The sequence below is a fragment of the Catenovulum adriaticum genome, from assembly GCF_026725475.1.
Taxonomy (GTDB): Bacteria; Pseudomonadota; Gammaproteobacteria; order Enterobacterales; family Alteromonadaceae; genus Catenovulum; species Catenovulum adriaticum.
The window spans coordinates 286,806-300,910 of the sequence record NZ_CP109966.1 but is presented as its reverse complement, the minus strand read 5'-3'; the positions used below and the strand labels follow the sequence as shown (position 1 = coordinate 300,910).

Below are 14,105 nucleotides of genomic sequence, written 5' to 3'. Positions count from 1 at the left end.
CCATCCCAAATTCACACCCAAAGCGTTTTAATTCTTTGGGTGCATTGTTATTTATTGCTTTCTATACTTTTCAAATAAATCCATGAAGTTGTCTGCAATTCGTGCTTCTTGCTTCACTAAGTTATTTGATTCAGATGGATCTTCAATAATATTGTAAAGTTCTAATGGTGCATCAAACCCATAACGAACTGCTTTCCACTCACCTTTACGTGCAGCTTGGTAAGTGTCACCAATAACACCTGAGTTGGGATCCCCTACTTGTTTTGAAAACTCCCAATATAAAGTACGCTCTGGCATTTGCACCGGTGAGTCTTGCAATAAGCCCGCAATTGAAACGCCGTTAGTACGTACTCTAGGCACTAAATTTAAGTTAACATCCGTAATATCGGCCAGAGTGGGTAGTACGTCAGCAAATAACCAAGGGGTATCATCTACTCGAGGTTGTTTAATTTTAGCTGGCCAATGTACTATCATAGGCACGTGGATACCGCCATCGTATAAATCACGCTTCTGACCTTTGTAAGGTTTTGCTGCTTTTAAATATTCAGGATCAGCACCACCTTCGTCATGAGGACCATTATCAGAGGTAAATACAATTAATGTATTATCTAACTGGCCGTTTTTCTCTAATACTGAAACAATTTTACCAATGTAGTCATCTAAAGCAGATACCATACCAGCGAGTGTCGCATTTGGATTTTCAACGGGTTCTGGGTAATAAGCCGCATATTTATCTGCTGGTACACCATTTTTCATACCGGTATAAGGCGTTTCTTTTAAATTGTATTGCTTGCTATATTTTTCCGGAACGGCTAACTCCGCATGAGGCGAAGAGTAAGTTAACATGATAAAGAATGGGTTATCACGAGGCGTTTCAATGTAATCAATTGCTTCTTTGGTAAATAATTCTTGAGCGTAAGCTCCTTTTCGACCACCTTCATTTTCTTTGATGCGAATTTTTTGACCATCACGCCATAAAATATGTGGATACTGGCGATGACCTTCTAAAATAGAATACATTCCATACCAAGTATCAAATCCCATTGCTAGCGGATCGGTTACACCCATTTTTGAACCAATAGAATATTTACCAATTAGAGTTGTATCATAGTCTGCATGTTTTAAAACATGTGCCATGGTAATGTCGATTTCTTCTAATTGAACTGTGTTTGAATTGTTGGTCATATAACGACCATCACGACCAGTAAATAAAGAAACACGTGACGGAGAGCAAACCGTGCTACCTGAATAAGCTTGATCAAAACGAATACCATTTTCGGCTAATTTATCTAAATTAGGGGTTTTAATAGGTGTATCGCCATAAGCGCCTACCTGATTAAAGCCTAAATCATCTGTTAGAATAAAAATAATATTAGGTTTTTCTGCTGCATAACTTAATGGCGCAGCTCCAAGGTTTAGCATTAAGCCACCTAACAACCCTAAAAATAGCTTATTTTTTATTTTCATTTCATCAATCCTATTAACTAAAATCTATCAACTGTTGTCTAATTTATCTATCTAAATATTTCTTACAAACTGAGCAAAAAACATTAATACAACAAATACATCACACCCCAGTTAATATTCATTGCGCTTGTTAAAATAAAGCAAATATGGAGCAAAGAAAATGATTGTACCAGACTACCTCAGAAACAAAAAGACAAATCATGACCTATAATGATTATAATTATAGTGCATGATTTATAAAAAAAATACAAAATATAAACAACGTTAGAATAAGATCATTAATATCATAAACTTAATTTTTTAAGAAGCATGGGTGGTTAGATTATATTCAAACATATATCAACATTTTCATTCGATTATTCAATATAAAAACAACAAGAAACGTCTATTATTTAATAATAGATTCTAAAAATATCGACTTTAATTTAACCTAAGTTACCCCACAACAACCATTTTAACTCATATCAAATCAATAATTAATTGAAATCGTTTTAGTTTGACTGTATAAATGTAAATAATAAGTGTTTTGTGTTAAAGCTTTTTCGTCGACGTAGCCGTTTTAGCTTACAATCACAAAAATAACCTTAAAACCTTAAATAAAGAGACTTCAATTAAAATGTCTACAGCATTTAAAAGTTTAATAAAGTGCAGTGTCACCTCGGCTATTTTAAGTTTATCTGCTGCAATTAGTAGCCAAGCCGTAGCACAAACGCCCAATTCAAACGCCACAAAACAACCAAATATTTTATTTATTTTGGCGGATGATCATCGCTGGGATCTCATTGGAAAATATCACCCGATCATAAAAACGCCCAATTTAGATGAGCTAGCTAATGAAGGCGCTTTTTTTAAAAACACCTTTGTAACCACCCCTATTTGTGCATCCAGTCGAGTCAGCATTTTGACAGGCTTAACAGAGCGCACCCACGACTTTACGTTTGGTCAACCTAAAACTGGTCAATTTGAATCACAACACGTGTATCCACAAATACTAAAACAAAATGGTTATTTATCTGCTTTTGTTGGTAAATATGAAATCAAATTATCAGGTGAAAGCACAGATCGTTTTGATTATTTCAAGCCTCTGTTACAAGCAAAAATAAATGAATATGAAGGTAAGTCAATTCCTCAAAGTTATTATATTGCTGAATTAGCAATGGATTTTATTGAGCAATCTAAAACTGCCAACAAGCCATGGACTATGTCTGTCAATTTTTGGAATCCACATGCACATGATAGAGATACTGAAGATCAATATCACTATCCAGCGGAATTTGAAAATTATTACCAAGATGTAACTATTCCGCCTGCTAAGTTTTCTACAGACAAAGCCTTTAATAATTTGCCTGAGTTTTTACAACAGTCGATTGGTCGGGTTCGCTGGGAATATAGATATGGCAGCGAAGAAATTTATCAAAAAATGGTTAAGCGTCATTATCGAGCTATTAGCGCCGTTGACAAAGCCGTTGGTAAAATTGTTAAAAAGCTTGAAGATGTTGGTGTAGCTGATAACACAGTCATTATTTACACTGGCGACAATGGTTATAATATTAATGAACGGCAATTAGCTGGTAAATGGTTTGGCTGGGAAGAAGATTTAAGGGTACCCCTTATAATTTATGACCCACGCAATAAAGCGTTATCGGGTAAAGAACCTAGCGCTATGGCATTAAATATCGATATCGCACCCACTATTTTAAATTTAGCAGGTGTACAAACGCCTAAATATTACCAAGGTAAAAGCTTAAAACCAATTTTAAATGGGCAAGTTCCTGATGATTGGCGTAATGAGTTTTTCTTTGAACATATGTATCAACCTAAGCGAGTTTCTATACCTCCAACAGTGGGCCTTAGAACTGAATCATGGAAGTATATTAATTTTTATAAAAATGATTTTCAGCAACTTTATGATTTACGAAAAGATCCTGAAGAAGAGCACAATTTAGCTTACTCACCGGCTTATCAAGCAAAGTTACAAGCGCTTAAAGCCCGTACTGAACAATATATTAACCAGTATGAAACAGAGCGCAGCGAAGAAGTTAAACAGCGTGGCTCTTTTCATAATAGCAGCCCCGAACACCAGTAATTACGCATAAAACAAATAAGCCGCGACTATGCGGCTTATTTGTTTAACAAGCATTAGCATCATATTTGTATCCCTTTGATGGAAAGGAAAGTCATGCTTAAACTACTCAGTTTTAAAACACTAATCTTAACGTCCACCCTTATTTTTAACCCTTCAGCAGTCATCGCCAAACCAAATCCTGAAAAGCTCAAATTAGCTGACAAACCTAATATTTTATGGCTTGTTTTAGAAGATATGAGTCCGATTATTGAACCTTATGGTGATGAAACAGCAAAAACTCCAACTATTAGTCGGTTAGCAAAGCAAGGGGTGGCTTATACTAATGTATATTCGCCATCCGGGGTTTGTTCACCCAGTCGTGCGGCACTGGCTTTGGGTATGTACCCAACTGCAATTGGGGCCAATAATATGCGCACTACATCTTATACAGAAGTGACCGGTTTACCAAAATATGGCGCTGTACCACCGCCTGAAGCTAAAATGTTAAGTCAGTATTTGCGTGAACACGGCTATTATACAACTAATAATTTAAAAACAGATTATCAGTTTAAACACCCTAAAATGGCGTGGGACGAAAGCGGTAAATATGCTCACTGGCGTAACCGTGATAAAAACCAACCCTTTTTTGCAGTATTTAACTTTACTACAACCCACGAATCTGGATTATTTGAACCTTATGGCTTTCGACATATAGAGTCCCGTCATTATTTTTCAGATGATATAGAACGTATTGAGCAGCTACCCACTCACCCGATGAATAAAACCAAAGAGAGTGAAACGCCGGTTCATTTACCTAAAGATACTAAATTTAATATTCCGCCATATTTACCGGATACGCCTTTAGTACGCCGTGACATGTGGAAAATGTACAATAATTTAATTGAAGCTGACCGACAAATGGCGTCTGTCATTCAACAATTAAAAGACGATGGTTTATATGACAATACGATTATTGTTTTTTATTCAGATCATGGTGGCCCCCTGCCACGTCAAAAACGTTTAATTTATGATAGTGGTCTTAAAGTACCTTTAATTATCCGTTTTCCGGGTGAACAGCGCGCAGGCCAGCGTGATGATCAGTTAATTAGTTTTATCGATTTTGCACCAACTACGCTTGGCTTAGCTGGTATGAAAGTGCCGGAACACATGCACGGACAAGACTTTTTAAATGACGCACAACCACAGCGACAATATATACATGCTGCAGCGGATCGTTTTGATGGATTTACCGATAAGATTAGAGCCGTTAAAAATAAACGTTTCAAATATATTCGAAATTATCGGCCTGAGCAGGGTTATTATTTACCGGTTGAATACCGTGAAAAAATTCCGACTATGCAAGAGTTGCTACGACTTAAAAAAGCAGGTGAATTAACTCCGGCTCAAGCACAATGGTTTAGAACATCAAAACCTAAAGAAGAACTATTTGACACAATAAAAGACCCGCATGAACTGCATAATTTAGCTGATGACCCTAAGTATAAAAGCGTTTTAGCAGAGCTTAGACAGGAAATGGATAGATGGCTAACCGAGATAGACGATCAACCGACTTTATCAGAAGCTAAGCTAGTTAAAAAGTTATGGGATGGAAAAGATAGCAAACCCAAAACAGCAGCACCTATGACTAAAACGAGCAAACATACACTGAGCATTTTCAGCAAAACGCCTGGTGCCCAAATAGGTTATAAAATTATTAATAATGGTTACGAGCCCAACAGCTGGTCTATTTATCAAAACCCGATTGATTTAAGAACAGCTTTGAAAAAAGGGTCAATGATTAAAATGTTTGCACACCGCATAGGTTACGAACAAAGTGATATCACACAGATAACCTTTTAACTTGTCCTATTTTGTACAATGTAGCGAGTTTTAGAGCGCGTTATGGGTGAATTAACTTGGAGCTTTAGATAAATAGTCAGTCCAAATATAGAATGAACTGAGTGTAAATTGAATCTAATGTTTGTAATTATCTAACAACGCGCTATAACAAATTAACGTCGTAAAAAAAGTAAATTATTAAATAAAATTGCAAAAAATGGAACATAGATTTAAATTACATCCATTAAGCGAATAAATAACTTATCAATATACCTAGTTAATAAAGCATGAAATTTAAAGGGCAATATGGTGAAAAGCTTATGGAGTGGAGAACGAATAAACCCATTTGTTAGGGCTATAGCTTGGGCTTTTATTATTTGTGGTATATTGTCTTTTAGCTCAATGATCTGATCCAATAGTTTTGGACACCTCATTAAGTGAGTAGAATAACTCACAGAGGTGAAAAATGACAAAAGTAAAAAAAGAAAGAAAAACCTATTCAATCGAATTTAAAGAAGAAGCTTTAAAATTAGCAAGCAAAGTAGGTGTAGCACAAGCTGCCAGAGAGTTAGGCTTATATGAATCCCAATTATACTATTGGCGCAGTGCAGCTCAGAAGAAAGCTTCTACTTCAGACAGAGAAATCACCTTATCAGCAGAAAATGCTAGGTTAAAACGCCAACTGGCTGAACAAGCCGAGGAGCTAGAAATCCTAAAAAAGGCGGCAACCTACTTCGCGAAAAATCAAAAATAGCACGTTTTGAATTTATGCACGAGCACCGTAAATCGTTTCATATTGTCCGATTGGCGTGTGTTCTGGGCGTTTCGCCAAGTGGGTATTATGCATGGTTAAAAGCAAGTCAACAGCCAAGTGAGCGCCAAAAAGCTCAGCAAGTTAGAGATGAAAAAATCAAAGTTGCTTTCGAAAACAGCAAAGAGCGAGATGGCGCAAGACGAATTCAGGTAGAACTAGAAGAGCAAGGCTATAAGCATGATGTTAAAACTATAATTAACAGCATGGACAGGCAAAACTTAGTCGCTAAAGCTGCACGAAAATTCAAAGTGACAACGGATAGCAAACACTCATTACCTGTTGCACCTAATTTGCTTGAGCAGAATTTTACAGCTGACGAGCCAAATCAAAAGTGGGCTGGTGACATTACGTATCTTATGACCAGTGAGGGTTGGCTTTATTTAGCTGTAATTATTGATTTGTATTCTCGTGCTGTCATAGGTTGGTCGATGAGTAACCGAATGACATCAGGCTTAGTCTGTGACGCATTACAACTGGCATTATGGCGTAGAGGGAAGCTAAATAATGTGATCGTCCATAGCGATAGAGGGAGTCAGTATTGCTCTCACGCCTACCGAGAATTGATTAACCAACACAGTTTAATTCAAAGCATGAGTCGCAAAGGAAACTGTTGGGATATAGATTATATACTTAGTCATACTGACAGTGAAGGTTTGACCCGTGCTGGGATTGAGCAAGTATCTTTGTGTTGACCTGTCGATCTTCATTAGTCAGTAATTCCATAACATTCAGTGCCAGTGACCTAATAGGAGCATTGTGTTGCATCATCTGTGTCCAGCCCTGATACTGAAACTGTGAGGGCTGAGGATATGAACCACTACGATATTTCTAATAATTTAACATTAGGCGTTGATACTCATTTAGATAACCATGTTGCTGTACTTGTTAACAACATCGGCCAAGTTATCGATACTCAAGAATTTACCGTTAATTCAAACGGCTATAGTCAACTGTATAAATGGTGCAAGTCATTTGGTACCGTTAATCAGGCAGGATTAGAAGGGACAGGCACTTATGGTGCTGGCTTATGCGGTAATACACCCTAAAAATAACTGACGTCAAAAGTAGAATTTTCTCGTAACATAAACGCAGGAGATTCTGCATGAAAACATCAAAATTTAGCGACAGCCAAATCCTGGCAATTTTAAAACAAGCGGAAGCCGGTGCGCCGGTTCCGGAGCTATGCCGCGAGCATGGCATGAGTTCGGCTACCTTTTATAAATGGCGCGCCAAGTTTGGCGGCATGGATGCGTCCATGATGGCCCGATTAAAAGAGCTGGAAACCGAAAATGCACGGCTTAAAAAGATGTATGCCGAGGAGCGACTAAAGGCTGAAATCCTCAAAGAGGCCATCGAAAAAAAGTGGTAAAGCCGTCGCGCCGACGGGAGTTGGCGCAAAAGGCGGTGCAAAACCATTCCATTGCCATCAAGTTAGCGTGTTCCTTGTTTGGGATTAGCGAAACCTGTTATCGCTATCAGGCCAAACTGAGTGACGAGAACGCGCTAGTTGCTGACTGGCTGCTTTGGCTAACGACAACTCACCGCAGTTGGGGCTTTGGTATGTGTTTTTACTTTTTACGTAATGTGAAACGTTTTGGCTGGAACCATAAGCGGGTGTTGAGGATTTATCGGGAGCTGGAGCTTAATCTGCGCATAAAGCCTAAGAAGCGCTTAAAACGGGATAAACCTGAAGCACTTGCTGTGCCTGAGTCGATAAACCAGTGTTGGTCTATGGATTTTATGCATGACCAGCTTGTTGATGGCCGCAGCTTCAGGCTACTCAATATCATTGACGATTTTAATCGTGAGGGTCTGGCGATTGAAGTAGACTTCTCGCTGCCAGCTGAACGTGTTGTCCGCACTCTCAATCAAGTTATTGAATGGCGTGGAAAGCCCAGGCAAATCCGCAGTGACAATGGCCCGGAATATATCAGTGCGTTATTGGCTGAGTGGGCTGAAAAACATGATGTTGAACTAAAATTTATCCAACCAGGCAACCCACAGCAAAATGCTTATGTGGAGCGGTATAACCGCACCGTTCGCTACGAATGGCTGAACCAGTATTTATTCAGCAGTATTGCCGAAGTGCAAGATCATGCGACAGAATGGCTATGGTTTTACAACAATGAACGACCAAACAAGGCAATTGGTGGCATACCACCGAAATACAAACAGGCTTTAATAACGCAACCTTCTACTTTTAGCGTCAATTAAAAATGGGTGTATTACCATGCAAGTTCTTGCAAGAGAAAGAAACTACTGTTTTTGAAGTTAATCGGCCTAATAGGGCTGTGAGAAGGTTAAGGGGAAAATCAGACCCAACGGATGCTGAAAATGCAGCTCGTTCCGTATTAGCTAATGAATCTACTGCCATCCCGAAATCTCATGATGGCATAGTTGAAGCGATGAGGTTTTTAGTTGTCGCAAGGAAAAGTTCAGTAAAATCTAAGACACAAGCAATGAATCAAATTCGAGCTTTACTTGTGACAGCGCCGGAGCATGTTCGTCAAAAATGCTATGTTCCTTCTAGCTATCAATGTGTTTTAGCTTGCAGGGAGTTAGAAGCGAGCCCAGGTAACTTACTTGAAGAAACATTAATATCAATGCTACACCTGTTATCAAAACGGTGGGAGATGTTGTCTCAGGAGCTAAAATTAATAGACAAGCAACTTAAAGCGCTAACCAGTTCAGCAGCTTCGACCTTACTAGAACAATACGGTGTTGGAAGTTATGTTGCAGCCACATTACTTGTTGCTGCTGGTGACAACCCTGAGCGCCTAAAAAAAGAAGCATCATTTGCGGCTTTATGTGGAGTCAGTCCTTTGGACGCATCTTCAGGGAAAAAGCAGCGACATAGATTAAACAGAGGTGGGGCAAGAGATGCAAATAATGCACTTTGGACTGTAGCCTTAATTCGTATGCGTAATGATTTTAGAACGAGAAAATATGTAGAAAAACGATCGTCAGAAGGTAAATCAAATAAAGAAATTCAGCGTTGTTTAAAACGTTATATAGCGAGAGAATTGTATCCAATTATTGTATCTGATTTATCAAAATTAACTTAACCTTGACATAGGAGCGTCAACGCTTGTGTGGAAAGCTTCTTTCATTCACTGAAGGTTGAAGCGATTCAATATGAACCAATAATGAACCGTGAAGCCATGCGCCAACAGGTTTTTGAATATATTGAAGTTGATTACAACAAGAAGAGAAGGCATAGTGCTCTTGGCTATCTCAGCCCAGAAAATTATGAACTATTAAACGTAGCTTAATGAAGTGTCCACTTTTAATGGTTCAGATCACAGAGAAAATTACCCACATAATAGGGCCAATAGATAAGTTAAAAGCTGCAATAAATGCAAATATGCCAAATACGACAGCTAATGGCTTAATCCCCTGATTAATAACGGCACAAGGTACTAATGGTCATTCATTATCGTTCAGCTCATGTCGGAAAATTTATTTTATTTGACTTAACTTTAAAATATGCTCTATTTTTTGTTTTTTGCCGCTCCATATATATTTATAATGGCCGGCTTGGACCGGTATAGTCACAGCTTTGGGTTTAAATGCAGCAACACATTCACCGCCTTTATCTCGAACACTATTATAAAGTAAACCATGACTACCAGCCGATCTTAAATTTTTTGCAAACTGTTGCGAGATTGAATAATCATCGCCATGCAAATACGAAAACGCTTCGCCTCGTATATCATGCAACGCCATCGCTACTTTATTAATATAACAACGCATTGTTAATTCGGTATCTGGCTCATTAGTGGCTGATAAAAATTTTTCGCGATGATAAATTGTTTCAGCAAATGCGGTATTTAAATCTTTCGCACCATAATAAATGCCATATTCAGTACCATCGGTAAATCTAGTTGCTGAAGATATGTGAGTAAAAGCGGCCATAACAGGAGAAGATCCTGGACCACAGATTCTTTCAGCAACTGGAACCAATGCCAAATCGCCAGCTTGCTCTTTTAACCGATCATTCGTTAACGACTCCAACGCCCAAACAATTTCAAGATCTTCAGGATTGGCAACGTTTTCAAATAAATCTATAGGTGGGAAATGACTAGGTACAAGTCGATGTAGCTTTTTCCAATTAGGCAACAGGGTTTTAACCTCGTTGGGCATCAAGGTATCTCCGCATATCACTTAAATGAATAATGCTGCCTTTTAACATAAACTCTAAGGCCGTTACATTATTAAATGCTTTATTCGGTTTTTGAGGCCAAGCATCAGCTTGAGATCTTGTCGGAAACAACACACCCAGAGCCTTATAAATACCCATAATGTAAGAAATACGTTCAAGTGTATCAACCGACAAACTTGAAACCTTGCCTTTTTTCCAATTATAAAAAGTTGATTCAGCAGGTTTACCAAGCAAAATTATCTGTTCTTTATTTTTAACATGCCATGCGTTCATGATATTAAAAAATACAGACAGAGCAACTTGAGCTGTTTTATCTGGATTTTGATCTAATACAACTTGATTTAATGCCGACATTTTCTCACTCTCCTAACTGGCTACCTTTATAAGGTTACTCCAAATATAGAGTTATTTCAAATATTGATTTTTTATGGAGTTTTTTTATAGAGCAAAAATAACTCACCTTTTTTGTCAAACGATTGTATTATTAAATTTGGGTGCTGTATCAACGAAAGTACATACACCCATCTTCGTATACCAATAAATTCATTATAATGTTAACAGCTAGATCACATGATAGATTTGGGGGCTATCGAGTCGCAAACTTAGCAGTTAATCCTTGCAATGTATGCGCTCTGTCGACTAAGTCCTCTGTTTGTTTTACATTGTCATTAAACTCGGTTTTGTTTTCGTTAATTTGCGCTGCTAATTCAACAATGTTTTGTGCAATTTCCTGAATGACGGTGCCCTGCTCGGTCGCCGATGTTGAGATAGAAGCGCTCATCTCTTTAATAATTGAAGCTGCATCGCCAATTAAACGCATGTCTTTGGACAAATCGTTCGCATCATCAATTCGGGCCAAAGTTACTTCCGCACCAACGTCTACCATACTTTCAGCTTTTTGGCTCTCTTCCTGCAATCGGCTGACGATACTTTCAATTTCTTCAGTTGATTTTTGCGTACGCGCAGCCAACTCTCTCACTTCATCTGCAACCACCGCAAAACCGCGTCCATCTTCACCCGCTCTCGCCGCCTCAATTGCTGCATTTAAAGCCAATAAATTAGTTTGCTCAGCAACCGCGCGAATAATTGCCACCACACTACTAATATCTTCACTGCTTTGACGCAAAGATCGCACAATGTTCGATGCGTCTTTCATTTGAGTGCCAAGGTCGGCTAATTTTTCCGCATTCTGCTTGGACAAATCTCGACTTTGAACGATTAAACGATCGATATTATCCACTTCTTTTTGGGTGTTAATTGTGCGCTCTTCAATATGTACTGCAGATGTCCCAAGCTCTTGCAGCGCTGCCGATAAAGTTTCAATATCACTACTGATTTTAAACACTCTATCTAAACTGCGTTGATTATTGCTCAGCAAATTATCGCTGGCATGATTGACACTTTGGCTAGTTTGAATCACTTCAATAACCAATGCGTTTAAATGCTCAGTAATGCTATTTAACATCTTGCCTATCGTACCAAATTCATCCGAGCCTGCATTTGAGATGTTCTCAGTTAAATCTCCGCTACTGACTTTTTGGCTAAATTGTGTCAGTCGTTTAATTGGCCGTCGTATCCCTAAAATCATCACAAAACTAATCACTGCGGTGATAATCACTGAAATGACACCCGCCACTATCAGCCACTGAGTTGCCGCTTCATTATCTTGTTTACTTTGTCTTGCGTTTTGCATGGTTTTTTGGTTTATCCAACCCGCAAATTTATCGATTTTTGCCAGATCTTGCGTCCAGCTATCGCGATATTCTGCTAACCGTGTAACCTGAACATCACGGGCCATTAGGTAACTCACCGCAGTTGGTAACATACCACTTTGGTTTAATAACGACTTTTCCATTTTCTCGATTAACCCAGAGAGATCCTCAATCGGAAACATGGTTTGATACGTTAATATTTCTAGATTGGTTTTTAACGTCGTCATGGTATCAGAGGCTGTGGGTATCAACGTTGGATAAACGTCAGGATCTTGAGTAACCGCAACCATTTCTGTCAAAGCCCGAATGCGGTCTAATCCATCTTTAATCGCCATTAATGACGATAACCAGATAAAACTTTCGCTATTCAAATCTTTTAATTTTAGTTCTATCAATTCATTAACCTGATGCCATTGAGTTAAAAAATCGATTTGTTTGTCCTGCAATTGTAAATCTAAGCTCAGTACTTTTTGATTTGCCGATATAAGTGTTTTTTGAGCGGTGAAATCCGGCTTTACATCGCTTAACTGCATATCACTATTTGTAAATAACAGACCAACATTTTTAATAAGTTTGCCCGTCAGTTGTTCGAGCTGTTCATCCTCTTTTTTTAGTTGTTCTTCTAGTCCTGTCTGTTCATGTTTTGAACGTGTGAGGTAGTGCTGGAGGACTTTGTTGTCCACTTTTTGGAACGTCTCTCGCATATCCGACAGATTAAGTAGCAACTCGGTTGCATGTTCTGAAAACTGATTAAAGCGATAACTGATACTCTGGCTATTTTGCACACCCGCCGCTATAACAACAATAATCACAAGGGCTAAAAAGCTAAAAACGGCTGAAATCTTAAACTGTAGTGTCATCGTATTTACTCCGTCCAACCTTTGTATTGCTTCACATTTGTTTTATTGACCAAACTTGGATCAATCAAAAACACTTTTTGAGAAAGTTTCTTACCATTTTTAAGCTGATAGCCAAGCTCTACCGCTTTTTCAGCCATCAAATCCGGATACTGTGCAGCCGTAGCACTTACCAGCGCATTGTAGTTTTTTAACGCTTCTTGCATTATTGGCGCACCATCCACTGAAGTGATAACAATGTTTCGCTTACCCTGATTTTGTGCTTCAAGTTCAGCACCAATTGCACTTGGGTCATTAATTGCAAATACACCACTGATTTGTGGGTAACGCGATAAAATAGATTTCATCGCTTGCTCTCCACCCACTTGACTGCCCTGCCCTTGCGCTTCAATTTCTGCTAATTGAATACCCGGTGCCGCAGCCAAAGCTTGTTGACACCCTGTCACTCTATCGACAACAGCTGACACATTTGGTCCGTTGATAATCGCAACCTGACCATTACCCGATAATTGTTTGACTAAATATTCGCATGCCAAAAAACCGGCTTTAACATTATCTGTCGCTACGGTTGCAACGGCACCTTCTGCTGAAACATCTACCGCAATAACTTGCGTGCCTTTGACAATAGCCTTGCGTATATCTTTCGCTAACGCTTGTTGTTCGGCCGCCGTAATGACAACAATATCTGCCTTTCGCTCAACCAGTTGGTTTAATTGCTTACTTTGTCTATTTACTGAGTAGTCACTGGATACAACCATGATATCGACTTTACCATTGGTCAGTTGATCCGCTTTTCGTTTTGCACCTTTTACTATTTGCAGAAAAAACGGGTTATTCAAATCGTTAATCGCGACACCAACTGTTAACTCTGCTTGTGCTTTTTGACTGAATGTTAAAATAAACATGCCCACAATCAGTACTAAATGTATACCTAACCTTTTATACCGCATAATTTACCCATGCATGAGAATTTGTAAATAAAATGTACAATCAGTATAGATGAGGGAAACAACGTTGTCATTGTTAATTTTGAAAAATAACGAAATATAAAGAATTGTCACTTAAACCAGACTGTTAGAACTGAATAATGTTTAAACCATAAATTACCAGATTATTTTGACGATAAACAAGCACCTTTATAATTCGTTCATTGTTCGATTTATCAGGGCAACATAGTAAAGCTTGATTA

10 protein-coding genes and 2 pseudogenes are annotated in these 14,105 nt (G+C 38.5%); 7 read left to right on the top strand and 5 right to left on the bottom strand.

Annotated elements, in window-relative coordinates; all coding sequences use genetic code 11:
• Nucleotides 1–51 precede the first annotated feature (51 nt).
• Nucleotides 52–1,422 carry a sulfatase-like hydrolase/transferase gene (locus OLW01_RS14905; RefSeq protein ID WP_268076748.1) on the bottom strand — a complete coding sequence of 457 codons (1,371 nt, stop codon included), beginning with the start codon at nt 1,420–1,422 and terminating at the stop codon, nt 52–54.
• A 661-nt stretch (nt 1,423–2,083) separates the two neighbouring features.
• On the opposite strand from OLW01_RS14905, the gene OLW01_RS14900 reads away from it, so the two are divergent.
• The 7 genes and pseudogenes from OLW01_RS14900 to OLW01_RS14870 form a co-directional block, all read left to right on the top strand.
• Nucleotides 2,084–3,553, top strand: a complete 1,470-nt coding sequence (locus tag OLW01_RS14900) for a sulfatase family protein (RefSeq protein WP_268076721.1) — start codon at nt 2,084–2,086, stop codon at nt 3,551–3,553.
• A 93-nt stretch (nt 3,554–3,646) separates the two neighbouring features.
• Nucleotides 3,647–5,392, top strand: coding sequence for a sulfatase family protein (locus OLW01_RS14895; RefSeq protein WP_268076720.1), 1,746 nt, complete (start codon nt 3,647–3,649; stop codon nt 5,390–5,392).
• A gap of 445 nt (nt 5,393–5,837) precedes the next feature.
• Nucleotides 5,838–6,802 (top strand): annotated as a pseudogene (locus tag OLW01_RS14890) (IS3 family transposase); the annotation flags it as partial.
• Nucleotides 6,803–6,994: 192 nt separating this feature from the next.
• Entirely contained in the window at nt 6,995–7,231 is a 237-nt protein-coding gene (locus tag OLW01_RS14885; protein ID WP_268076719.1) for an IS110 family transposase, read from the top strand.
• Between the two features lie 56 nt (nt 7,232–7,287).
• Nucleotides 7,288–8,399 (top strand): IS3 family transposase gene (locus tag OLW01_RS14880; RefSeq protein ID WP_268074538.1). Its coding sequence is split into 2 segments (ribosomal slippage): nt 7,288–7,549 and nt 7,549–8,399, totalling 1,113 coding nucleotides; the frame shifts between segments, so codons are not numbered across the junction.
• Nucleotides 8,400–8,401: 2 nt separating this feature from the next.
• A complete protein-coding gene (locus OLW01_RS14875) occupies nt 8,402–9,250 on the top strand; it encodes a transposase (RefSeq protein WP_268076718.1) in 849 nt (282 codons plus the stop codon).
• Between the two features lie 18 nt (nt 9,251–9,268).
• Nucleotides 9,269–9,457 (top strand): annotated as a pseudogene (locus OLW01_RS14870) (IS3 family transposase); the annotation flags it as partial.
• 187 nt (nt 9,458–9,644) lie between these two features.
• On the opposite strand, the gene OLW01_RS14865 reads toward OLW01_RS14870, so the two are convergent.
• From OLW01_RS14865 to OLW01_RS14850, 4 genes are all read right to left on the bottom strand, one after another.
• Complete coding sequence (locus OLW01_RS14865) at nt 9,645–10,328, bottom strand: RES family NAD+ phosphorylase (protein WP_268076717.1); 684 nt, start codon at nt 10,326–10,328, stop codon at nt 9,645–9,647.
• A complete protein-coding gene (locus tag OLW01_RS14860; RefSeq protein ID WP_268076716.1) occupies nt 10,312–10,701 on the bottom strand; it encodes an MbcA/ParS/Xre antitoxin family protein in 390 nt (129 codons plus the stop codon). The genes OLW01_RS14865 and OLW01_RS14860 overlap by 17 nt, the downstream gene beginning before the upstream one ends.
• Nucleotides 10,702–10,933: 232 nt before the next feature.
• Nucleotides 10,934–12,919, bottom strand: coding sequence for a methyl-accepting chemotaxis protein (locus OLW01_RS18440; RefSeq protein ID WP_326498608.1), 1,986 nt, complete (start codon nt 12,917–12,919; stop codon nt 10,934–10,936).
• Nucleotides 12,920–12,924: 5 nt separating this feature from the next.
• On the bottom strand, nt 12,925–13,866 hold the full coding sequence (locus OLW01_RS14850) for an ABC transporter substrate-binding protein (protein WP_268076715.1): 942 nt from the start codon (nt 13,864–13,866) through the stop codon (nt 12,925–12,927).
• Nucleotides 13,867–14,105 lie beyond the last annotated feature (239 nt).

Excerpts from the sequence above, each read along its gene's own strand:
- OLW01_RS18440 (WP_326498608.1), bottom strand. The coding sequence starts at position 12,919 with ATGACACTACAGTTTAAGATTTCAGCCGTTTTTAGCTTTTTAGCCCTT.
- OLW01_RS14865 (WP_268076717.1), bottom strand. The coding sequence starts at position 10,328 with ATGCCCAACGAGGTTAAAACCCTGTTGCCTAATTGGAAAAAGCTACAT.
- OLW01_RS14875 (WP_268076718.1), top strand. The coding sequence starts at position 8,402 with ATGGGTGTATTACCATGCAAGTTCTTGCAAGAGAAAGAAACTACTGTT.
- OLW01_RS14905 (WP_268076748.1), bottom strand. The coding sequence starts at position 1,422 with ATGCTAAACCTTGGAGCTGCGCCATTAAGTTATGCAGCAGAAAAACCT.
- OLW01_RS14895 (WP_268076720.1), top strand. The coding sequence starts at position 3,647 with ATGCTTAAACTACTCAGTTTTAAAACACTAATCTTAACGTCCACCCTT.
- OLW01_RS14850 (WP_268076715.1), bottom strand. The coding sequence starts at position 13,866 with ATGCGGTATAAAAGGTTAGGTATACATTTAGTACTGATTGTGGGCATG.
- OLW01_RS14885 (WP_268076719.1), top strand. The coding sequence starts at position 6,995 with ATGAACCACTACGATATTTCTAATAATTTAACATTAGGCGTTGATACT.
- OLW01_RS14860 (WP_268076716.1), bottom strand. The coding sequence starts at position 10,701 with ATGTCGGCATTAAATCAAGTTGTATTAGATCAAAATCCAGATAAAACA.
- OLW01_RS14900 (WP_268076721.1), top strand. The coding sequence starts at position 2,084 with ATGTCTACAGCATTTAAAAGTTTAATAAAGTGCAGTGTCACCTCGGCT.